Source organism: Candidatus Brachybacter algidus, from assembly GCF_016707225.1.
Lineage (GTDB): Bacteria > Bacteroidota > Bacteroidia > Chitinophagales > Saprospiraceae > Parvibacillus > Parvibacillus algidus.
Genome location: NZ_JADJID010000003.1, coordinates 857,002 through 879,546 on the forward strand (window position 1 = coordinate 857,002; position 22,545 = coordinate 879,546).

22 protein-coding genes are annotated in these 22,545 nt (G+C 37.4%); 11 read left to right on the plus strand and 11 right to left on the minus strand.

Features of this window, described 5'->3' with window-relative positions:
- Positions 1 to 218: 218 nt before the first annotated feature.
- Complete coding sequence (locus tag IPI15_RS13480) at positions 219 to 629, plus strand: acyl-CoA thioesterase (protein ID WP_287403295.1); 411 nt, start codon at positions 219 to 221, stop codon at positions 627 to 629.
- The gene (locus IPI15_RS13485; RefSeq protein WP_287403293.1) at positions 622 to 1,566 is read left to right on the plus strand and encodes a YihY/virulence factor BrkB family protein; all 945 of its coding nucleotides are present in this window, start codon (positions 622 to 624) and stop codon (positions 1,564 to 1,566) included. The genes IPI15_RS13480 and IPI15_RS13485 overlap by 8 nt, the downstream gene beginning before the upstream one ends.
- On the opposite strand, the gene IPI15_RS13490 is transcribed toward IPI15_RS13485, so the two are convergent.
- Positions 1,567 to 3,348: an aminopeptidase P family protein gene (locus tag IPI15_RS13490; RefSeq protein WP_287403292.1), complete on the minus strand. Its 1,782-nt coding sequence runs from the start codon at positions 3,346 to 3,348 to the stop codon at positions 1,567 to 1,569.
- A gap of 612 nt (positions 3,349 to 3,960) precedes the next feature.
- Here IPI15_RS13490 and rpoN point away from each other — a divergent pair.
- Together rpoN and IPI15_RS13500 are read left to right on the plus strand one after the other, a co-directional pair.
- Positions 3,961 to 5,451, plus strand: a complete 1,491-nt coding sequence (rpoN, locus tag IPI15_RS13495) for an RNA polymerase factor sigma-54 (RefSeq protein WP_287420696.1) — start codon at positions 3,961 to 3,963, stop codon at positions 5,449 to 5,451.
- 8 nt (positions 5,452 to 5,459) lie between these two features.
- Positions 5,460 to 6,395 (plus strand): cytochrome-c peroxidase, encoded by a 936-nt coding sequence (locus IPI15_RS13500; RefSeq protein ID WP_287403289.1) that lies wholly within the window; start codon positions 5,460 to 5,462, stop codon positions 6,393 to 6,395.
- Between the two features lie 306 nt (positions 6,396 to 6,701).
- On the opposite strand, the gene IPI15_RS13505 is transcribed toward IPI15_RS13500, so the two are convergent.
- The 8 genes from IPI15_RS13505 to IPI15_RS13540 all read right to left on the minus strand — a co-directional run bounded on the left by IPI15_RS13505 (position 6,702) and on the right by IPI15_RS13540 (position 13,842).
- Positions 6,702 to 7,607: a DUF5777 family beta-barrel protein gene (locus IPI15_RS13505; RefSeq protein ID WP_287420698.1), complete on the minus strand. Its 906-nt coding sequence runs from the start codon at positions 7,605 to 7,607 to the stop codon at positions 6,702 to 6,704.
- Positions 7,608 to 7,956: 349 nt separating this feature from the next.
- A complete protein-coding gene (locus IPI15_RS13510; protein WP_287403287.1) occupies positions 7,957 to 8,532 on the minus strand; it encodes a YceI family protein in 576 nt (191 codons plus the stop codon).
- Positions 8,533 to 8,590: 58 nt separating this feature from the next.
- Positions 8,591 to 9,004, minus strand: a complete 414-nt coding sequence (locus tag IPI15_RS13515) for an OB-fold protein (RefSeq protein WP_287420700.1) — start codon at positions 9,002 to 9,004, stop codon at positions 8,591 to 8,593.
- A gap of 87 nt (positions 9,005 to 9,091) precedes the next feature.
- A complete protein-coding gene (locus IPI15_RS13520; protein ID WP_287403281.1) occupies positions 9,092 to 9,469 on the minus strand; it encodes a c-type cytochrome domain-containing protein in 378 nt (125 codons plus the stop codon).
- On the minus strand, positions 9,450 to 10,202 hold the full coding sequence (locus IPI15_RS13525) for a hypothetical protein (protein ID WP_287420702.1): 753 nt from the start codon (positions 10,200 to 10,202) through the stop codon (positions 9,450 to 9,452). The genes IPI15_RS13520 and IPI15_RS13525 overlap by 20 nt, the downstream gene beginning before the upstream one ends.
- Before the next feature lie 116 nt (positions 10,203 to 10,318).
- Positions 10,319 to 11,065 (minus strand): succinate dehydrogenase/fumarate reductase iron-sulfur subunit, encoded by a 747-nt coding sequence (locus tag IPI15_RS13530; RefSeq protein WP_287403275.1) that lies wholly within the window; start codon positions 11,063 to 11,065, stop codon positions 10,319 to 10,321.
- Between the two features lie 68 nt (positions 11,066 to 11,133).
- Positions 11,134 to 13,110 carry a fumarate reductase/succinate dehydrogenase flavoprotein subunit gene (locus tag IPI15_RS13535; RefSeq protein ID WP_287420704.1) on the minus strand — a complete coding sequence of 659 codons (1,977 nt, stop codon included), beginning with the start codon at positions 13,108 to 13,110 and terminating at the stop codon, positions 11,134 to 11,136.
- A gap of 42 nt (positions 13,111 to 13,152) precedes the next feature.
- On the minus strand, positions 13,153 to 13,842 hold the full coding sequence (locus IPI15_RS13540; protein WP_287420706.1) for a succinate dehydrogenase cytochrome b subunit: 690 nt from the start codon (positions 13,840 to 13,842) through the stop codon (positions 13,153 to 13,155).
- A gap of 545 nt (positions 13,843 to 14,387) precedes the next feature.
- On the opposite strand from IPI15_RS13540, the gene IPI15_RS13545 reads away from it, so the two are divergent.
- A complete protein-coding gene (locus tag IPI15_RS13545; protein WP_287403269.1) occupies positions 14,388 to 15,140 on the plus strand; it encodes a methyltransferase family protein in 753 nt (250 codons plus the stop codon).
- A 27-nt stretch (positions 15,141 to 15,167) separates the two neighbouring features.
- Positions 15,168 to 15,932, plus strand: a complete 765-nt coding sequence (locus IPI15_RS13550) for a phosphatase PAP2 family protein (RefSeq protein WP_287420708.1) — start codon at positions 15,168 to 15,170, stop codon at positions 15,930 to 15,932.
- A 132-nt stretch (positions 15,933 to 16,064) separates the two neighbouring features.
- Here IPI15_RS13550 and IPI15_RS13555 read toward each other — a convergent pair whose 3' ends face one another.
- The gene (locus tag IPI15_RS13555; protein ID WP_287420710.1) at positions 16,065 to 16,205 is read right to left on the minus strand and encodes a hypothetical protein; all 141 of its coding nucleotides are present in this window, start codon (positions 16,203 to 16,205) and stop codon (positions 16,065 to 16,067) included.
- 162 nt (positions 16,206 to 16,367) lie between these two features.
- On the opposite strand from IPI15_RS13555, the gene IPI15_RS13560 reads away from it, so the two are divergent.
- Positions 16,368 to 17,846, plus strand: a complete 1,479-nt coding sequence (locus IPI15_RS13560) for a DNA recombination protein RmuC (protein ID WP_287420712.1) — start codon at positions 16,368 to 16,370, stop codon at positions 17,844 to 17,846.
- A gap of 167 nt (positions 17,847 to 18,013) precedes the next feature.
- Here the strand turns inward: IPI15_RS13560 and IPI15_RS13565 are convergent, their stop codons facing one another.
- Positions 18,014 to 18,817 (minus strand): lysophospholipid acyltransferase family protein, encoded by an 804-nt coding sequence (locus IPI15_RS13565; RefSeq protein ID WP_287420714.1) that lies wholly within the window; start codon positions 18,815 to 18,817, stop codon positions 18,014 to 18,016.
- 67 nt (positions 18,818 to 18,884) lie between these two features.
- Here IPI15_RS13565 and IPI15_RS13570 point away from each other — a divergent pair, with 67 nt between their 5' ends.
- The 4 genes from IPI15_RS13570 (at position 18,885) to IPI15_RS13585 (ending at position 22,252) form a co-directional block, all read left to right on the plus strand.
- Positions 18,885 to 19,358 (plus strand): dihydroneopterin aldolase, encoded by a 474-nt coding sequence (locus IPI15_RS13570; RefSeq protein ID WP_287420716.1) that lies wholly within the window; start codon positions 18,885 to 18,887, stop codon positions 19,356 to 19,358.
- 196 nt (positions 19,359 to 19,554) lie between these two features.
- Positions 19,555 to 20,436 (plus strand): flavin reductase family protein, encoded by an 882-nt coding sequence (locus tag IPI15_RS13575; protein ID WP_287420717.1) that lies wholly within the window; start codon positions 19,555 to 19,557, stop codon positions 20,434 to 20,436.
- A gap of 90 nt (positions 20,437 to 20,526) precedes the next feature.
- Positions 20,527 to 21,456 carry an SPFH domain-containing protein gene (locus tag IPI15_RS13580; RefSeq protein WP_287403256.1) on the plus strand — a complete coding sequence of 310 codons (930 nt, stop codon included), beginning with the start codon at positions 20,527 to 20,529 and terminating at the stop codon, positions 21,454 to 21,456.
- Positions 21,457 to 21,715: 259 nt separating this feature from the next.
- Positions 21,716 to 22,252 (plus strand): CopD family protein, encoded by a 537-nt coding sequence (locus IPI15_RS13585; RefSeq protein ID WP_287403255.1) that lies wholly within the window; start codon positions 21,716 to 21,718, stop codon positions 22,250 to 22,252.
- Positions 22,253 to 22,545: the final 293 nt, after the last annotated feature.

Below are 22,545 nucleotides of genomic sequence, written 5' to 3' on the forward strand. Positions count from 1 at the left end.
ATGAAAATATAAGTAAGCGGAATGAAAATGGTTGATGTTAGATGGTAGATTTTAGATGGTATATAGTAAATATGTAAGTTTGTCAGAATTAGAATTATATTTTTTAAGCTAGTTTAGAACTAATACATTAAATTTCATCAAAATCTTTTCTTGAATTTTATAAGAGAAATCTCACCTTCCTCTTAAAGAAACAAAACTTTAGAAACTAATAGAATTACATGTTTGAACACACGCACCAACTGAGAGTAAGATATGCAGAGACTGATCAGATGGCATATGTGTACTATGGCAATTATGCGCAATACTGTGAAGTCGGAAGAGTCGAGGCAATGAGATCATTGGGATTAAGTTATGCCAAAATGGAGGCAGAATGGGGTGTAATGATGCCCGTAATGAAGATGGAGATGGAATTCAAACGGCCTGCTTTCTATGATGAATTATTGACCATAGTTACCACTATTCCCGAGTTGCCCGACAGAGAAATAATTTTTGAAACTTCCACTTATAACGAAAAAAACAAACTGGTCAATCAAGCCAAAGTCACCTTATGTTTTGTCAAAATAGACACAAAAAAGAGGGTATCAATACCGGAGCAATTACACGAAAAAATGAAGGAATACTATGTTTAGATTCCGCCGTCAAAAGACCTGGTTTGAAGTCTTTTTAGAGCAAAATACCGTGTATCACGAACTGGTTGACTGGTCCAAAAGGCACACCATAGTAGGACTTAAAGGCAGAAGTATATTTCGAGTTGCAGGTGAATTAATGGTGCATTTGAAAAAGTCAAAAATACCGTTAAGAGCAAATGCAATCTCCTTCAACTTCATGCTTGCGTCGTTTCCTTTTACCATCTTCCTGTTAACTCTTTTACCATTTTTTCACGTTGATAACGCCGTAGATCTCCTTAAGGCCTCAATTGGCAACTTATTACCAACTAGTGTAGAGATGACCTTGTTCAGCCTCATCGAAGATACTATCAAGCCTCGCGGCGGATTATTATCATTGGGTTTTATTGTGGCTATTTTCTTTGCTTCAAATGGAGTGATGAACCTTATCAGAGCATTTGACCAATCTGAATTGGCAAAAATCCATGAGATCCATTGGTTCAAAAAAAGAATGAAAGCTATATTCTTAACATTCCTGATGTTCTTATTGCTAGTGGTGACCGTGATCGCCTTCGTATTGGCCAATCAGATCTTGAAATTGGTCGGAATGTATGTCACCATAGATTATATTACCAAAGGTCTCATACTCGCCGCTCGATGGTTGCCTGTATTTATACTCATGTATGGGCTATTGACACTAATCTATAGGCTGGGGCCTTCCATCAAAAAGAAAATTCCCTTCTTTTCATTTGGAACCTTTTTGACGACCTTCCTGTGTATAATCGATTCTTTACTGATCAGTTATTTCGTCAATAATTTTGCTAATTACAACAAAATATACGGATCCCTCGGTACTATAATTGCCCTCATGATCTGGCTACAGACCAATATGTTCCTGATATTCATTGGTTACGAACTCAACCTAATCGTGATGCGGTTGCCACGTAAAAGAAAGACTTAATTACAGCGGAGAACATTTCTCTTGAAGCCATTTTTTACTTTCTTCATCAAGGAAAGGGATGAATTCATTGTAAACTTTGGCATGATAATTATTCAGCCAATTGATCTCGCCCGGAGTCATAATACTCATATCAATCATGGTCTTGTCAATTGGAAATAAAGTCACTGTTTCGAAATACAAAAAATCATTGTTTTGCGGCATAGGATGACAAAGGACAAGATTTTCAATGCGGATGCCATGACTTCCTTCCAGGTAAAAACCAGGTTCATTGGAGGTAAAAGTTCCGACAGCGATCGGAGTTACTCCTCGTTCACCTAATGCATTTGTAATGCCCTGAGGTGGCTCGTGTACATTCATAAAAAATCCAACACCATGTCCGGTGCCATGATTGTACGTGATGAGTTTTTCCCAAAGAAATTGGCGTGCCAGAATGTCTAATTGTATTCCGCGTGTTCCTTTAGGAAAGATCGCTGTAGCAATACCGATGTGTCCTTTCAAGACTCTTGTGTAATGGTCTTTAATCAATGCCGTCGGTTCGCTGAGCGCAATAGTCCTGGTGATGTCGGTAGTTCCATCCAGGTATTGTCCACCTGAATCCACCAATAAAACACCATTCGGTTTAATGACAGCTGCAGTTTCCTTTTCAGGTTTGTAGTGAATAATGGCGCCATTTCCATTATATCCTATGATGGCGTCAAAACTTTCGCCATAGTATCCTTCTTGCTGACTTCTGAAATGAATGAGTTGCTGAGCAAGATCGTATTCTGTATGATCATTTCCAGCGGCGAGTTCTTTTTCAAGCCACATAAAAAAATGAGTCAATGCGATGCCATCTTTGACCATAGATCGTCTGATATGACCTTGTTCTATCTCGTTTTTGATAGATTTAGCAATCATAACAGGTGAGTCCTTCTGGATAATGTTGTGCGTATTTATTTTTTGAAAAAGATTGAAGGAGATAGAATTAGGACTGATTAGAATAGAACTGGATGATTGGATCTCTGCCAAATAATGATCAATACTGCCATAATCTTTAATTTTAATATTGTCCGCTAGCAAAGTTGCCTCTAGTTCCGGACTTATTTTATTTGGATCAACAAATAAATACACCTTTTCAGGGCTGATAAGTACATAAGATATGAATACTGGATTGCATTCGATGTCTCTGCCTCTAAGATTTAAAAGCCATCCAATATCGTCAAGCGCAGTGACGAGGAAATAGTCAGCACCATAACCTAGCATTTCTTTTCTAATCATAGAAATCTTCTGCATTCTGCTCAATCCTGCATATGATTGATCATGCTCAAAGACCATTGCTGCAGAAATAGCTGGACGGTTAGTCCAGGCATTTCCAATTGGATCAGCTTCAGTATTTACATTAAATCCTGCTTTTTCAAATCTTTCGATAAGATTTGAGGCGGTGCCAAGTGCCATGACCCGGGAATCAAATCCTATAGTTTTGCCATGCCCTAAATTTTTCTGGAGCCACTCTGCAAATTCAGGAGCTCCCTGCACGATCAATTTATGAAGCACAAATTCTGAATCTGCCAATTGCATTTCAGCTTGTAGAAAATATCTTGAATCCGTCCAAAGCCCTGCATGATCCATTGTGATGACGACTGTCCCGGCTGAACCAGAAAATCCTGAGACCCAAGCTCTGGACTTGTAAAATTCCGGCAGGTATTCATTTTGGTGTGGATCACCGGTAGGAACTATGATGGCGTCGACGCCTTGTTTCATCATTTCTGCTCTTACTGCTTTCAGTTTATCGTTTGTGTTCATGGATCTTTAAGATTTGGTATTAGAAAGAAGGTATAATGCTTCAAATATAAATTGAATTTTTGTAAAAGGTAGTGAAAGCTGAAAAAGTTCGACGAAGGAAAGGTTGGTGGGGCTAAAAATCAAATTTATATGGAATTTGGGGTTTGGGGTTTGCGAAAGATGGATCAATGTTCAAGATGGATGCTAATATAGTAGTTGACTTTTATTCTGTAGATTCCTCCCTTAGGTCGGAATGACAGAATTCTTGTCCTGAGGGGGTATAAAATGGTGTGGCTGTGCCACCCCATTTTATACCCCCATCCCAGCGATACGACGTCTTTCCGAGCGAAGCGAGGAATCTTTATGTGCTAAGTCATTTCTTTTTCGGCTTTGTGCATTTTGCTATACACACTTTATAATTCCTTAGTTTTTACGTTTAGCAAAATATCATCAATTTTGCAGATCTCTAAATTTTATACACAATCATCCTCTTCGCGTTCAATTCCCTCCAACTTCAGTTGGTGGAAAACATAAAGCAAAAATCTATTATTCTTTTTCTTCTCAAAAAGATATATTATGAAAATGTTTAATGTTTTTATAACTTTACACCTCTTTTAAACAATACATCATTTAATGATCAGTCAATCGCTTAGTCAAAAGTTCTCACAGAAAATGTCGCCCCGACAGATTCAACTGATGAAGCTATTGCAGGTTCCTACCTTCGAACTCGAACAAAGAATTAAGGAGGAAATCGAATCCAACCCGGCTCTGGAAGAAGGAAATACCGATTCCAATAATGAGGAAAATGAATACAAAGAAGCTGACGATCACGAGAAAGATGACAACTCCGTTGATTTTGAAGACTATTTTCCTGAGTATGGTGAAGAAGATCAAACTTACAGATCCGCCTCCGACGGCTATCAGCAAGAAGACAAACCCACCCGACAAATAGCCTCTAATGACAGTAACCTTCAGGACTACCTCGAGCGACAATTAAATCTCGTCGACCTCCCGACAGATTTGGATAGAATCATCGGCAAACAAATCATCGGCAGCATAGATGAAGATGGCTATCTGAGAAGAGAACCTATCTCCATCACGGATGACTTACTCTTCAGCATGAATCTTCAGATCGAAGAGCAGCAAGTGCTAAAAATACTTGCTATTATCCAACAATTCGACCCAAAAGGAATAGGCGCTAGAAACCTGCAGGAAGCACTGCTCCTTCAAGTCCAAGGTAAACTTAAAGAACCTGAAAAGCTGGATGAATTCCGAATTAAGGACTTGAAAATAGCCGAGATCATTCTTCGCGATTATTTCAATGAATTTGCAAAAAAACATTTTTCCAAGTTGGCCCAAAATCTTAACGTCGATGAGGAAGATCTTAAATCCGCCTATGACGAAATCCTCAAATTAAATCCGAAACCCGGTGGAGGCTATGTAGATAACGATGCACTGGTGGTGCAATATATTGAACCTGATTTTACTATTACAAATCGAGATGGTGAATTGGAAATGTCTGTTAATAGTCGTAATTCACCTGATCTGCACATTAGTGAAGGTTATAAAAACATGGTTCGCAACCTGAAAAGAAAAAGGCAAAGTGGTAAATTATCGAAAGAAGAACGTGAAACCGCTATGTTCGTCAAACAAAAGATCGAAGCTGCACAAACATTCATTGATTCGATATTAAAGAGACAAAGTACCTTGTATAATACGATGCATGCCATCATGATGATGCAATACGACTACTTTCTCACTGGTGATACCAGATATTTAAGACCAATGATCCTCAAAGATATTGCTGAGAAAATCGAAGTTGATATTTCTACGGTTTCCAGGGTAGCTAACAGTAAGTATGTTCAGACGGAATTTGGCACGAAATTATTAAAAGAATTTTTCAGTGATAAAGTCCAGAATAATGACGGAGATGACGTAACAACTGTCGAAGTCAAAAAAATGCTGTCCAACATCATTGATGAAGAAGACAAGACAAACCCTCTTAGCGATGAAGCGCTAATGGAGCTATTGGATAAAAATGGCATTTCATTAAGCCGAAGAACTATTTCTAAATATCGTGAAAAAATGAATATTCCTGTTGCACGTCTGCGCAGAGAAATGTAAATTTGTAGATGAAGTCGTATTACTCCGCTTTAATAATTATTCCAATATTAGCTTCTATTCTTGGGCTGAGCTCATTTCAGGATAAAAACCCTATGCCTGTTTCTGAAGCAGAGCTAGGAAAATTGTTATTCTTCGACCCTATTCTATCTCAAAACAAAAAAATCAGTTGTGCTACATGTCATAAAGAGGCATACGGATTTGCTGATAATGTAACATTCAGCTTTGGTATTGACTCCATCAAAACAAAACGTAATACACCAACTGTTAAAAATGTGCTAGCTAGAAATAAATATTTCTGGGATGGACGAGCCACGACACTTGAAGAGCAAGCATTGATGCCTATTGAGAATCACGATGAAATGAATCTTTCGTTGTTAGAGGCATATAAAAGACTTAATGCGGATCCTTTTTATAAAAAAGCTTTTAAGAAAATATACCGTAAAAAAGCGGATAAAACCACTTTGGCTTCTGCCATTGCTTCCTATGAAAGGACTTTAGAAAGCACCTTCACAGCATGGGATCGTTATGCTGAAGGTGATGATAAGGCTATCAGTGCTTCAGCTATCAGGGGTAGAGATATATTCATGGAGGAGGCTAATTGCTTTGAGTGCCATTTCGGTCCTGATTTTACTGTAGATGAAATGGTCAATATCGGCATTTATAATGGAATAGACCTCAATGACAAAGGTTTAGGAGGCATCACGGGTAAGGCTGAAGATATGGGTAAGTTTAAAGTTCCGGGACTTCGCAACATCATTAAGACTGCACCATATATGCACAATGGCATGTTTTCGACACTCAGAGAAGTCATTGAATATTATAATAATCCTGATAGTTTTATTCCAAATTCTATCAATACTGATGCGCGTCTCAGGAAACCTTTGAACCTGACTGAGGAGCAAAAAGTGGATCTTGAGGCATTTCTGAATGCGCTGAGTGATTAAAGTGGTTCACGCAAAGAGGCAAAGAAGCGCGAAGGACGCCAAGTTGTTATTAGAAAAGAAAAAAAAATTGCTAAATTAATTTAGAATCACGCTTGCCTGCCAACAAAGGCAGGGATTAAAAGGGTTAAAGGATTCCACGGAATGTTCATATAAATAATCAGTGTCATCCCTGCAATCCGTATCATCCGTGATTCAGACAAAAAGTTAACAAAAAAAGATTCTGATGACCAAGGTAGATAATTAGAAGTCAATCAGAATCTTCATAAAAAACGTTTACCAGGACCTTTGTCCATGGGTTTTTCTATTTTAACTTCTTTTCGGATCCCACAAGGTGAAAACCCGGGATAAATTAAATCCAAATCTAAATTCAAATTTGTCCCACTTATTAACCGTTTCGGTGATAAATGCATTTTCATTCATGCCTTGTGAATTAGTAAAATGCATTTGAAAAACATGTCCACCTGTTTCGAGATCGAAACCTACTGAAAGTGAATTTACATATTGTTCTGCTAATTGATCAGGAAGTACATAAATATATTCTAAATTAACAGTCAGTCTTTTTGTTATTTTCTGTCGAGCACCGATTCCCAAAGCGAAAACATCATTTACTTCTGCTTTCGTCTTAGTAAGGTTTCTATGCACCATAGAAGGGGTAAGTTGCAGTGTAAATGCCTCTGAGAACTTACGTGCTAGGAGCAAATGGAAATTATAATAACCTCTTGACCAGAAATAATTGACTCTGTCAGGTTCTGAGTATTTGATTGTCTTCAATGCCATTCCCGCAACTAAGGAAACTGAAATGGGCATATTTCTCTTACCCGAACTCTGACGCAATACTTTATACTTAATATAACCGTCAAAAGCTTTGTCAAGTGTAGAACGTCCCCCTCCGATGCATAATCTGTCTGTAATACCAAGATCATATCCGATCCTCATCTGCGCCACATCCAAACCAAAAATATCGTAAACACCCTGATTAATAATTCCAAATCTGTGAGATATTTTTACATCCATAACACCTGGAGCAGTGTTTTCAATAGAATGTAAATTGATAATCCTATTGGTTTTAAAACTCGCTTTGGCGTAATTTATAGTAGGTGCCTCCTCTTCATCCATGAAGGAAAGCATAGAACTTGTGTCTTCCTGACCATAGATTGCAGTAGAAATAACCAGACAAGCGAAAAAAACTAAAAATGTATAACTGGACCTCATTCGGAATTAATTCTGTTAATTAAAAAAAATAGGCTATTGCATTTCTTTATTAAATGTACAATAATAAAGATATGCAATAGCCTTATATAATTAATGATTGGTAAAATTAAATATAATACTTACTTAAGTTTCGGTATTCAAATTAGCGTAAATTTAAGGAAAATTAATATCTTAATAAAATGTTAGATGGTAGAAGGTAGATTTTAGATGGCTTTTCATCAATTAATGGTAATTTTTATCTTATAAATCAAATAAGAGGAAAAATATTAATCAATTAACTAAATACCGTCTACCTTCTAACATCAGCCATCTACCATCGTTTATCAACTGCCGAAACTAGAAATACTTATTACATTGCTTTGTAATCAGAATTTACTGCTACTTCCACTTCTTTTGATATTTTATCCTTCACCACAGATGGTATTTCGATGCCATAATCGGCGAGTAGTATTTTGAAGGAGTTAGTAACGTTGATAGCACCCTTCGATACCTTAATGGTTCCTGTACTGCTCACATCCTTTGTCACACCATGTATCGTCATCTTACCCTTAACGGTTGCTTTATATGAACCATCCTTTCCAAAGTTAATATCACTCAGATTCGTAATGGTACCTGCGAAAGTTGCTTTTGGAAATTTATCAGATTCCATATAATTTTCATTGAAATGCTCCTGCATCAATGCTTTTTCAAAATGAAATGATTTGATCAAAACAGCGAATTCAACTTTTCCTGTTTTAGAATCTACAGCAGAACTCACTTTATTATTTTTTGCCTCTATTTTTTCCAAAGTCGCTTCAGATTTGAATTGGACATTTCCTTCTCTGGTAAAATATTTACCCTGACCAAACACACTAAAAGTCGCCGAGAGCATGAACATGAAGAAACCCATCTTCAATAATTCATTCGAATTAAAATACTTTTTCATTTTTCTTAAATTTAATTTACGTGATAAATTGTAGATATCTCTAATAATTAATAAGTTACTATTTAACAATATGGCATCTGTCCAGCACTACATCCGTGGTAAATCCCGAACACTTTCCTTTTAAGGTTATTGCCTGGCCAACAGCAAGACCTGCATGGTCCTGCTTTTGCAATGGATCAAGCTGACATAAGACAGTACTCATTGGATTCTCTGATTCAAGTAAAATATTAACTGACCCATCAGCAGTATTATCTATCTGAAATATTTTTCCACTTACTTGAATTAATTTTCCAACGAATTTAGTATTTGCAGCTTGTTCATTTGTCTCAAATTCTTTCAATAGTTGATTGGACTCTATACTCATTTCAGCTTTAGCACCAGCAATATCTTCATGTGGCTTATTCCACATCCAGTAACCCACACCTGCCATAGCGATTAAAATTACTAAAGCTGTTAATGCTATTTTTTTCATATTTTATTATTTTTTCCTAATGATGCCCCTATTATTTTAAAACTTTTCCTTTTAGCTGGAACTAAAGTGATCATAACTTTTGAAATATCAGTCATTTAATGCACCATTGCTTACCCATTCTTCTATGATGGAAATGTTACAATTAGACAATTTGGGAAGCACATACGGCATTGGTACCACACCCGATTCATGTCTGAGTACTTTGAGTAAAAGACCACTTTCAGCTAAGTTCTTCATACTTTCATAAGTATCTACCCTTATGCCGGCCTCCTGCAATCCTGCTCCATGACAACTTGTACAATTTGTAGACATGATCTCACTTACTCTTTGACTGTATTTAGCTTTCGTTAAATCACAAGTTACCACATTCCCATATACATCCTCTTCGTTGCTATAATAGCATGAAAAAAAGAATAGGGATAGAAAAAGAACTAAGAAAGTTGATTTAATTATTCGGTGCGCCATCGCTGATCCATTTATTGATTAATTTGATATTACAACTGCTGAGCTTTGCACCTGCTTTGGGCATCGGTTTAAAACCCACAGCATGAGAAATAGTTCCGGCCAACATTCCGTTTGCAGCTATAGCAGAAGCACCACTATACGTACTTAGGATCACTCCACCTGAAATAAAATTGGGATTATGACAACCATTACAACTTTTGGCCAGTATAGGAGCGACAGTTTTTGAATAGGTCACATTGCTATCATCACATATACTGCCTTCGTTGCAGGTTAGTTCTTTAGCACCTTGTTCGATCCATTTTTTAACAATGGCTATTTGTTCAGCAGTTAGTGCTGCATTAGGTGGGGGCGGCATCCTTTTACTGGCTTTTGTTTCAATTATTACTTTATAAAAATCACCACTATTCAAATTGCCACCTTTAATTTTACCTGTCTTGATTATATTGGTGAAATTATCCAAAACAATGCCTTCTTCATGTGTAATTACATCGTGACATCCGCTTTTAGCGCACGATGAGGCAATAATAGGCAACACATCTCTTTGAAAATATACTACATTCGGATCACAATCTGACATTGTTGTAGTATCTGTAGTATCAATAACGATAGTGTCAGTTGTATCAACGGAACCACCTACCAGGTCTATCTTATCAAATTGACATCCTACGCTTAATGTAAGCATAACTCCTATCAGGAAGAATAAAATAATAAATGTTTGATTAATATATTTCATGAGCTTATAACTGAATAAAGCTCAAAATTATTCCATAAATCGTTACACTGTATAAAATAAATGAATAAATTAGGAGATTATTATCCAATATCGCAATAAGATACCTGGAAAACGACCTATTCTTTAATCAGCGATGCTTTCAAAAAGTCGCGATTCATGGCAGCAATATTTTCTATGGATATTTCTTTTGGACATTCATATTCGCAGGCACCGGTATTAGAACAACCACCAAAACCTTCTTTTTCCATCTGATGTATCATGTCCTGAGTCCTTTTATATCTCTCAGGCTGACCTTGGGGAAGTTGATTAAGTTGGTTGACCTTAGCTGAAGTAAACAACATCGAACTGGAATTGGGACAAGCTGCCACACAAGCACCACAACCAATACATGCTGCTGCTTCAAAAGCTCTGTCTGCTACCTCCTTACCGATAAAAATATTGTTCGCGTCCTGAGCGTTGCCGGTATTGACTGATACAAATCCTCCTGAAGCAATGATCCTGTCAAAAGCGGAACGATCTACCACGAGGTCTTTGATGACAGGGAATGCTTTAGCTCTCCATGGTTCTACGATGATCGTATCACCATCATTGAATGATCTCATGTGCAACTGACAGGTAGTGATTCCTCTTTTAGGTCCGTGAGGTCTTCCATTGATGTACATGCTGCAACTTCCACAAATTCCTTCACGACAATCGTGATCAAATGCTATTGGCTCTGTCCCCTCTTCTATCAAACGTTCATTAAGAACATCAAACATCTCCAAAAATGACATATCTGGTGAAATATCATTTACCTCATAAGATTGTAAAGCTCCTGAAGCCTTGTTATTTTTTTGTCTCCAAACTTTAAGCGTTAACTTCATACCGGATCCTGTTTTTATATTTGTGGTGCAAATGCTACACCCTACTTATATTTTTTTTATTAAAAAAACTATTTATAGCTTCTTGCTGCTATTTTAATATTTTCGTAGACAAGTGGTTCTTTGTGCAATTCAAACTCACTTTCTCCTTTGTATTCCCATGCTGAGACGAAAGAGAAATTTTCATCATCTCTCAATGCTTCCCCTTCTGCTGTCTGATATTCTTCTCTGAAATGTCCTCCACAAGATTCATCCCTGCTTAATGCATCGATACACATTAATTCTCCCAATTCAATAAAATCAGCCACGCGTCCTGCTTTTTCCAGTTCTGGGTTAAATTCATATGCATCACCAGGAATTCTTACATCAGACCAAAATTCACGACGAATCTCTCTAATCTCTTCTATAGCTTCTCTCAAACTCACAGCATTTCTTGCCATACCACATTTATTCCACATTACTTTTCCAAGTTTTTTGTGGAAATGATCGACGGAATGTTTGCCTTTGATATTAAACAATTTGTCAATATCACCTCTTACTTTGTTTTCAGCGGCTACAAACGCCTCATGATCAGTAGGAATAGCCTTTGTTCTGATCTCATTAGCAAGATAAGCACCAATGGTGTATGGCAATACAAAATATCCATCAGCAAGACCTTGCATTAAAGCCGAAGCACCCAGCCTGTTGGCGCCATGATCTGAAAAGTTAGCTTCTCCAAGTGCATACATGCCCGGCACTGTAGTCATTAAATTATAGTCCACCCATAATCCACCCATCGTATAATGCACTGCCGGATAGATTCTCATCGGCACTTCATATGGATCTTCACCAGTGATCTGCTTGTACATATCAAACAGGTTACCATATTTTTCCTTTATTATAAGTTTCCCAAGTTTTACAATCTCTTCTGCTGAAGGATTATCGAGGCTTTGTTTGGTAGCTTCTGTCGTTCCGAATCTGATGATAGCTGCACCGAAATCCAGGTAAACTGCCATTTTAGATCCTCCTACGCCATATCCTTCATCACACCTTTCTTTAGCGGCTCTGGAAGCAACATCTCTTGGCACAAGATTACCAAAAGCAGGATATCTTCTTTCAAGGTAATAATCACGTTCTTCCTCCGGTATTGCGTTAGGGCCTCTGCTATCATCCTTTTTCTTAGGCACCCATATTCTTCCATCATTTCTCAATGATTCTGACATTAAGGTCAGTTTTGATTGATGATCTCCACTCACAGGAATGCATGTTGGATGTATCTGAGTAAAACAAGGATTGCCAAAATATGCTCCTTTTTTATGTGCTTTCCAGGCAGCTGTTACATTGCTACCCATGGCGTTAGTAGATAGGTAGAAAACATTTCCATATCCTCCCGTGCATAGTAAAACGGCATGTCCAAAATGCCTTTCAAGGTCTCCTGTAATCAGATTTCTTGCTATAATACCTCTTGCTTTGCCATCTATTGTGACGATGTCCAACATCTCATGTCTGCTATACATCTCAACTGTTCCCATTCCAATCTGGCGCTCAAGCGCTGAATAGGCACCCAATAATAGTTGTTGCCCCGTCTGGCCAGCTGCATAAAATGTACGTTGCACTTGTGTTCCTCCGAAAGACCTGTTGCTCAATAGACCACCATATTCTCGTGCGAATGGAACGCCTTGAGCCACACATTGGTCAATTATATTACCACTGACTTCAGCGAGTCTATGTACATTGCCTTCTCTGGACCGGTAATCTCCTCCTTTGATGGTATCATAAAATAAGCGATATACACTATCACCATCGTTTTGATAATTCTTCGCAGCATTTATACCTCCTTGGGCAGCAATGCTGTGAGCTCTCCTGGGGCTATCCTGAAAGCAAAATACTTTCACCTTATAACCCATTTCAGCAAGAGAAGCAGCAGCAGATGATCCTGCTAGACCCGAACCTACTACAATGATTTCGAGACTCCTTTTATTGGTAGGATTTATCAGCGAAACTGATGATTTATATTTTGACCATTTTTCGCCGATGGCGCCTTCCGGTATTTTAGCATCTAAACTCATATAAAATAACTTATAGTTGTTTGAAAATCAAATGGATGATTATTAATTTGTCAGAAATAAGTAAAAATAAATTGGAATATATGCAAATCCTAAACATATCAGAAATGCATATAAGTTACCAACAAATTTGATAGCCGGAGTGTATTTCCTATTATTAATACCAAGAGTCTGGAATGCACTACTGATACCATGCGTTAGGTGAAAAAATAAGACCAGGGTCGATAAGACATAAAAGCATACTAACCAAAGCTCGCTGAATGTTTGAGAAACAGAGAAGTAAAGATTCTTCTGTTCTACTCCATCTATCACGATCATTGGCAGAGAAGAACCAAACTTGTACTTTAACCAAAAATCTCCCATGTGGATTAGGATGAAGAATAAAATAAGCGAACCAAGTAAAGCCATATTGCCGGATGCCCATGATCTGGATACACCACTTGTCTTGGCATATGACTTAGCGCCCCTTGCTTTTCTATTTGCTATAGCAATCCATATGCCTTGAATGGCATGAATTAAGATTGAAATATAAAGACCTATTGAAACAAATTCGATAACAGGATTGTGCACCATAAAGTGTGCATAGCGATTAAAAGCTTCCCCTTGATCGTCTTTGAGTAATTGAAGATTACCGGCTAAATGGATCAGAAGAAAAGATGTCAGAAATAAACCCGTAAGGCTCATGACGATCTTCTGTCCCATCTTTGAGGTCAAAAAGGTACCAAACCAATTCATGTTTTTGCTTTTAATAATTTCGGCAAATGTAGGCACAAAATGCCAATTTTTGAAACGGAATAGTTAAGCAAAAGTTCAACTATTCAATTTAGATAAAATCTAAACAGGAAGTTGGGTTAAATTCAAAGAAGTTTAAATGAAGCATCACTGATTATTAAAAAATACCGTAGTTTGAATCCTGAGGATTAATGACAAATTAAATGTGTATTACTAATTGCACAACAACTTATAGATATTAATATATAACTTATAAAAAGATGGATACGAATAAAGTAGTTGATTTTTATTTTGTAGATTCCTCCCTTCAGTCGGAATGACAGAATCTTAGTTCTTAGGGGGGTATAAAATGGGGTGGCGGCGCCACCCCATTTTATACCCCTATCTCACCGACATGAGGTCTTTCCGAGCGAAGCGAGGAATCTCGACAAGTCTTTCCTTTTTCTGCCTAGTGCAATTTGTTATACACACACACAAATTAATCTACCTCCTGTTTTTTGAATAAATCTCTATATTTGTGCCCTTCACAAAATAAAAAATCGTTAAACATGGCATTACAGGAAGAATTTGAAAAACAAGGACTCTGGCTATTTAGATACAGAGGCGTATTGCCATTGATCATCCTAGGATTGGGTGCTGTAATGTATATCCACATGAAAATGAATCCTGAAACGTTTTTCCTTGAGAACACTCCATACGAAGGTTGGTATGAATTATTATGCCTCCTTGTTGGTTTGGCAGGTTTAGGCGTCAGAATTTATACTGTCGGCCACACACCGGTCAATACTTCCGGAAGAAATGTCGCTGAACAGGTAGCGGATTCATTGAATACAACCGGCATTTATTCCCTTGTAAGACATCCATTGTATTTGGGTAATTTTCTGATGTGGCTGGGTCCGGCTATGTTGACCGGCAATCTTTGGTTTGTAATTGCATTTTGTTTATTTTATTGGGTTTATTACGAGCGAATCATGTTTGCAGAAGAACAATTTTTGAGAGGAAAATTTGGACAGGCTTATTTGGATTGGTCCAAGGATGTGCCGCCTTTCTTCCCTTCATTTAAGCATTTCGTCGCACCAACATGGCCATTTAGTTGGAAAAAAGTATTGAAAAAAGAAAAAAATGGCTTGGCTGCACTCTTCATTATTTTCTTTGTATTTAATTATGCAGGCAATTATGTTCAAGGGACAAACACATTTAGTTACCCGCTAATGATCGCATGTGTAGCCACTGGAGTTATGTATTTGATTCTAAAATATCTAAAGAAATATACCGGAGTATTAAATGAAGAAAACAGGTAATTAGCTTTCGAGCAATATTAATTGCGAATGAAATATTTATCTGACATTTTAAATTGGCTGCTCACAAACCGCTTTGCACTTAAGTTTGCGGAAAGGCATCCCAAACTCTATAAGGTCATATCGGACAGACTTTCTCTAAGGGATTTTTTAGGATTTCCACTTACTATGATCGTATTGATCTCTATTTCAAGTATATTAACTTTTAATGAGCTGGCGGAACAGTTTGAAAACAGTGAAAGTATGTTGACGCTTGACGCTAATCTGGCTAAATATGCTTTTGATGTCCGAGTAGATTGGCTGGCAATATTTTTCTTTTATTTTACAAAGTTAGCCTCTTTTCCATATGTGATTTCTTTAGCTTTAATTGCCATAGCGATAGCCGTTTATTTAAAAAAAAATATTTATATCATCTCGATATTAATTACATTAATAGGCACTGGAGCAACAATAATAATCGGCAAAAATTATTTTGAACGGATACGCCCTGTGGATTACAGTTATTATCAGGAGTATTCCTATTCATTTCCGAGTGGACATTCTATGGCAGCAGTTGCATTCTACGGAATGATTTTTTATTTAATTATTCGGAACAATTTATCACATCGGCTATTTTGGTTTGTTGCCGGTATAGTTTTTATCCTTTTAATAGGTTTCAGCCGAATTTATTTGGGGGTTCATTTTCTGACGGATGTATTGGCAGGTTATGTGCTGGGTTTGCTATGGTTGTTGCTGGGAATTAGTATTATAGAGTGGTATAAGATCAAATCGAAAAGAAAATTGAACAAACAATAAATTCTCCTAAATACTGATTTGAAATAGAAATGTCCATTATTTAAATTTGTTTATAAGATGTTTGGGGTTTGAAGTTTGCTGTTTGACAGTGTGTAAATAATAAATTGCAGTTTGTAATGAAATTATTCCAAATTATGAAAATCTCTCAAATTTTTTAGACAACCTATCCTCTTCGAGTTCAATTGCCTCCAACTTTAGTTGGAGGAAAACATTGAAATATTCTTTACCCTGATTAAAATCAAGGGCTATTGAACGCATGAATTTGATGTCCATTTCTAATTATCTTTTCTTTAAATTGTCAAATTAATAAATTCCAACTTTGCAAATCTCTCTAATATTATTGACAATCATCCTCTTCGCGTTCAATTCCCTCTAACTTTAGTTGGTGCAAAATCCCCTTAGCCCCATTTCCAAAAGTATCATTAATTTCACCACATGATAATTGACCAAAATACCGTCTTACTTTGTCTTAGCTTCCTACTATTTGGTGGCCTAATTACATATTTTGTGGTGAAAGCAAGCCATGTGCCAAGAGCTGACTTCAATGCAGAAAGAGATAAATCAATACTTTCCGCTAATGAGCAGTTGAATTTGAAAACTCGAATTGAAGAACAAGGCGCCCAATTACAAAAAGCGGCAGAAATATTTTCAAATGAACAACAAATCACAAGGCAGCAACAGAACCGCATTTCGGAGTTAAGCGCCCGTCAGGAATCCAATCTTGAAAATTTATCAATACAATCACAAACAATCCATAAGCAGCAAGAACTTTTGGAAGAAAATCAACAACAACTAAATAAATTATTATCAGAAATATCAAAGTTGGAAGCTTATAATGATGGGCTGCATGAAAAACTCGAAACCAATAAATCAGAAGTAGAAGAAATTCGCAAGAAATCCTTGTTGGAATTCGAATCGGTTGCAAATAAATTACTTGAAGAAAAAACAGCTAAATTTTCCCTTTCCAATAAGGAAAGTATGGAACAAATACTGCATCCCCTAAAGGAAAATATTGTAGACTTTAAGAAAAAGGTAGAAGAAACTTATGATCGGGAATCCAAGGAAAGATTCAGTCTGGAAGCACGAATCAAAGAACTCGTCACGCTAAATAATCAAATAAGTAAAGACGCCAATAACTTGACCAATGCCCTAAAAGGTCAGGCCAAAACTCAGGGAGATTGGGGCGAGATGATCCTTGAAAATATCCTTGAATACTCTGGTCTAGTCAAAAACCGCGAATATTTTCTGCAGGAATCATACACAGATGAAAATGGGAGGAAGAAGCAACCCGATGTCATCATCAAATATCCCGGCGATCGCCACCTCATAGTCGATAGCAAGGTATCACTGACAGCGTATGAAAGGTTTGCCAATGAGGAAGATGTGGAGGCTCAAAAATTATACCTTGCCGAACACATCCGCTCCATTAAAACTCATATTGATGAACTTAGTAAAAAAGAATATGATAGTATTGAAAAGTCGCTGGATTTCGTAATGCTGTTCGTTCCCATCGAACCTGCATTTATGACGGCTATTCATTTCGATCAGCAATTATGGAATTATGCGTACAAAAAAAGGATTCTTCTCATCAGTCCTACCAACCTAATCGCGGCCCTCAAGATGGTTGCAGACATCTGGAAACGTGAACATCAGAATGCCAACGCCATGAACATTGCGAAGATGGGACAATTACTTTATGAAAAATTTGCCGGATTTATTGGTGATATGGAAGATTTAGGAAATAGTCTCGGTAAAGCTTCTGAAAAATACGAACAGGCTATGGGTAAACTTTCCACCGGAAAAGGCAATCTCATCGGACAAGCAGAAAGGCTCAAAAAACTAGGCATTTCGACGAAAAAGGAACTGCCGGAGAAGTTTTTGTTTGAGAATGAGGAATTGGAGGAAGATGTATGAATTGTTAGGTGTTAATTGTTAATTATTATTTTTTTGTATGTAGAGATAAGTCTGTTTTTAAACTAATTCTGGCGCGAGTTTCTGCAGGTTGGCGCGAGTTTCCAACTCGTGACCTTTCGAAGTCATAAATATAACAATAACGTGTTTTAGCTCAGGCGAAAAAAGTATTATCTGGCTACTGCAGCGACCTTCTTTGCCAATTTCGGATCATTGTCCCATTTGACACGCATCTTAATCAACTCATCATCAATAAAAGTTCTGGACTTTTCCATTAATTCGATTGGGTCGTTTGAATATATCGGTTCACCAAATACTATATCACACACTAGTCTTCTCCTCCTGAATACGTCAAGAAAATGTGCCATCAAGGAAATATCATCACCCCAATAGACAGACCTGTCAGCGAAGTCAAGCGCCACAGGCACCACAGCACAGCCGACAGAAGCAGCCTGATCAAATGATCCTTTGGAGAAGTCGGAAGTCGTATCCTTAAGGTTGACTGTGCCTTCCGGAAATATTGCAACACTGTCCCCTCTTTCAAGTAATTCCCCTATTTTCTCCTTAATTGCGGCCCGGGAACCACGGTGATCCCGTTGGACAAAGATGACTCCGGTATTTTTGGCCCCACTGCCAAGTACCGGATAATCCGCCACTTCTGCCTTTGAAACAATATACGCATCGCAATGCCTAAGCAGTACAAGAGGGTCGATCATCATCCGATGGTTGCAGACGTATAGCGCATTCTTGAGTTCTGAATTACCTTTTTTGGAAACTTTGACATTCAAGATAAAGATATAATAAGCCGCAAAGCGCCTTCTATACTTGAATCCACGCTCGGGTGTATAACCGAATATCATACTTTCAATATGAAGAATCGGAACTTGAATGACAAGACAAAGTATACTTAAAGTTACTCTGATGTAAGCGATACAATTCGCCAGAAAATTTGATATAGTGCTTTTTTTAGCCAATAGATTTCAGCATTTGACCGCAATATTAATTTATTTTTTAGTGTCAGAGTAGGATTATAGCTTACAAATGAATTATTTTGCCAAAAAATTACTGACCATGACCATGAATGTTGGTTTTGAAAATCTATCGATCAGATCGAAAACAGGTTTATATCCTGAGGAGAAACTTCTTGGAAATCACTTCGATGTGTCTCTAAAAGTAGCTTTTCCAATCACCGAAAAGATCATCACCGATATGAATGAAACGATTGATTATGCGCACCTGGTGACCATCACAAGGGAAATTTTCTCTACAGATGAAGATCTTTTGGAGACCGTAGCACAAAAAATTATTCAAAAAATAAGCAACGTCTGGCCTAATATAAACGGCATAGATCTCTCCATTCGAAAACTTAAACCACTGACACTTCCAATGGTGGGATCCACCGTGGTGGAACTTAGAACCGGTTGCTTCGAAACCCGTACTTCATTAACTGAAGTTTCGATGCAAGAAACCAACTCACAAAGTATTGCTATTACTCAATCTAAAATTGCAAATTAGAAATTAGAAGTCAGAATGAAACTTCGATGATTGAGTACAGCAAATGAAACCTTTTATATAACTTTAAATATAGAACTCACTTTTTAAAGTACAGCGATCTAGTTATCTATATTTTTAAAATATTAAATATTTAATTTATTGATTAACAATTTAATAAGCAACTCAGACATTTAAATCTTTAATATAAAATACTGCTATGATCATCGATCCTAAAACCATAAATACCAAAGACTTACACCAGTTTTTACTTGCCATAGTAGCGCCACGACCCATCGCATTTGTTAGCAGTATGGATGCCAAAGGCAACGTAAATCTTGCACCATTCAGTTTCTTCAATTGCTTCAGCTCGAATCCTCCAATCGTCGTCTTCAGCGCCAATAGAAGAGTAGCCGATAATACCACGAAAGATACTTTGGCCAATGTGATTGAGACTGGTGAATGTGTCATCAATGCAGTCTCCTACGCTATTGTAAGACAAATGGCATTATGCAGTGTGGACTATCCAAATGGCGTCAATGAGTTTGAAAAATCTGGTCTTACACCTATTGCATCCACTATAGTAAAACCTCCAAGAGTAAAAGAATGTTTGGCTCAGCTAGAGTGCAAAGTAACCCAGATCATTCCACTTGGTGAAGACGGCGGTGCAGGCAATCTGGTAATATGTGAAGTGGTGCAGATCCATGTAGATGAATCGATCATAGATGAAAGAAACCGGATCGATCCCGATAAAATTGACCTCATGGGCAGAATGGGCAGGCTTTATTATGCTCGAGCTTCAGGAGATGCTGTTTACACAATTCACCAACCGGTTCAACCAATTCCAATCGGTTTTGATATGTTGCCGGAGCATTTTATTAAAAGCAAGATCCTGACTGCGAATGATCTTGGCGCATTGGCAAGCGTAGAGAAAATGCCTGAAGCCGAGGAATTAATAGCTTTTGCCAAAGAAGAAAATATAAAAGCAATATTAGATGCAGAAGACTACAATGAAAAATTACAACATCATGCACATCAACTATTAATCGAAGATAACAAGCTTGAAGCATTCATGACGATGATGCTGGCCACAGTTCAGTAGGAAAATTGAATTCGTCTAAAATATTCAGCATTTAGAACTAATGTGTATCTTCACCATGTTTACAACCTAAATAACAAAATTTAAAATACTATGAGTATTCCAGTAATAATTCTTGTCGTCCTTGCGGCACTATTTGTTTTCTCCGGATTAGTGACAGTGCGTCAAGGTACTGTAGCCGTAATCACCATGTTTGGAAAATATCAGCGGGTTTTATTACCTGGTTTGAATTTTAAAATTCCATTTTTGGAGCAAGTTTTTAAAACGATCTCCATCCAAAATAGATCGATTGAACTTGGTTTTCAGGCGACAACAATCGATCAGGCGAACGTGCACTTTACTTCTATGTTATTGTATGCAGTGCTAAGTAATAATGAAGAAACGATAAAGGCTGTAGCCTTCAAATTTATTGACGAAAGAGCTTTTATGCAGACACTGTCCAGAGTTGTAGAAGGTAGTATCCGTGCATATGTTGCGACTAAAAAACAATCAGAAGTACTTACTCTTAGAAGAGAAATCGTTGAACAGGTTAAAGAAAATGTGGATGTCATGTTAGAAGAATGGGGTTACCACCTGATAGATCTTCAGATCAATGATATTTCATTCGACGAAGAAGTAATGCGTTCAATGGCAAAAGTCGTAGCATCTAACAACTTAAAAGCTGCCGCTGAAAATGAAGGTCAAGCTCTATTAATCACAAAAACCAAATCTGCGGAAGCTGAAGGTAATGCGATCAAAATCGCTGCAGAAGCTGAAAGAGAAGCTTCCAGAATGCGTGGACAAGCGGTTGCATCATTCCGTGAAGAAGTAGCACGGGGTATGTCTCAAGCCAGCAAAGAAATGCATGATGCCAACCTGGATACCTCTGTAATTCTATTTACAATGTGGACAGAATCTATCAAGCAGATCGCTGAAAATGGTAAAGGAAACGTCATCTTCCTCGATGGCAGCACTGAGGGAATGGAGCGTACGCTTAAGAATATGATGGCGATTAATCAGATTAACCTGCTTGAAAAGAAATAGGACAATATAGGTAATGAGTAATCAGTAGACAGTGGTCAGTGGTCAGTAATCGGTAATCAGTGGTAATGAGTAATGAGTAATGGGTAATAAGTGATCAAGTGATGGGTGATCAGGTGATAAGTAATCAGCAATAATCCCAAACATCCGGTTTCCACCGGTCATTCTAATTTCTAATTTCTGACTTCTAACCTCTAATTTTCGACATCTGACATCTGACTTCTGACATCCGTCTATCTTTCATGTTTCATCATCATATTCCATGTTTCTCTATCTAAAAGCGCTTCACATAATCTTCATAGTGACATGGTTCGCAGGGTTGTTTTATATCGTGCGACTACTGATTTATAATACGGAGGCAAACGATGAAATAGAGACAGCAAAAGCTGTGCTGCAAAAGCAATATTCGATTATGATCTATCGACTGTGGTACATCATCACCTGGCCTTCTGCGATATTGACGCTGTTTCTTGGGCCAACAGTCATGTATATGGGCGGGTATTTTACTGATTTTGGACAATTTACCTGGTTACATGTAAAGCTGGGTTTTGTAATACTCCTTTACATCTATCATTTTACTATTCACCAGTTGGTTGCCAACCAGAAAAAAGGAATTTTTAAGTACAGTTCGAATCAACTTAGAATATGGAATGAAGTGGCAACAATTCTGCTATTTGCTATTGTTTTTCTTGCATCTGTCAAGCAAAGTTTGTCATTTGTATGGGGGATTTTAGGATTAGTTGCTTTTATAGTTGTATTGATGTCGGCAGTGAAGATTTATAAACACTATAGGGGGTAATTGTTAGTTGTTAATTGTTATTTTTAGTGTAAGCGATATATTCTTGATTTAAAAGGGAGCAAACAGCTATCGCAATTTTCTGTGCAGAAACGACCTTTGAGGCCTAAAAATTCATTATTTTCTCCTGACTAAAGTCAAAGGCTGTTGAACGCGAAGATTGAATGGATTCTTTAAAATTAAAATTGAATTTATTATTAGCATATTTATCTTATTCGGATATTTGTAAATAGCCTTTGGATCAGAAATAGCAACAATTCTTGCTCTCATTTTTCATCTTTCATTCTTCATTTTTC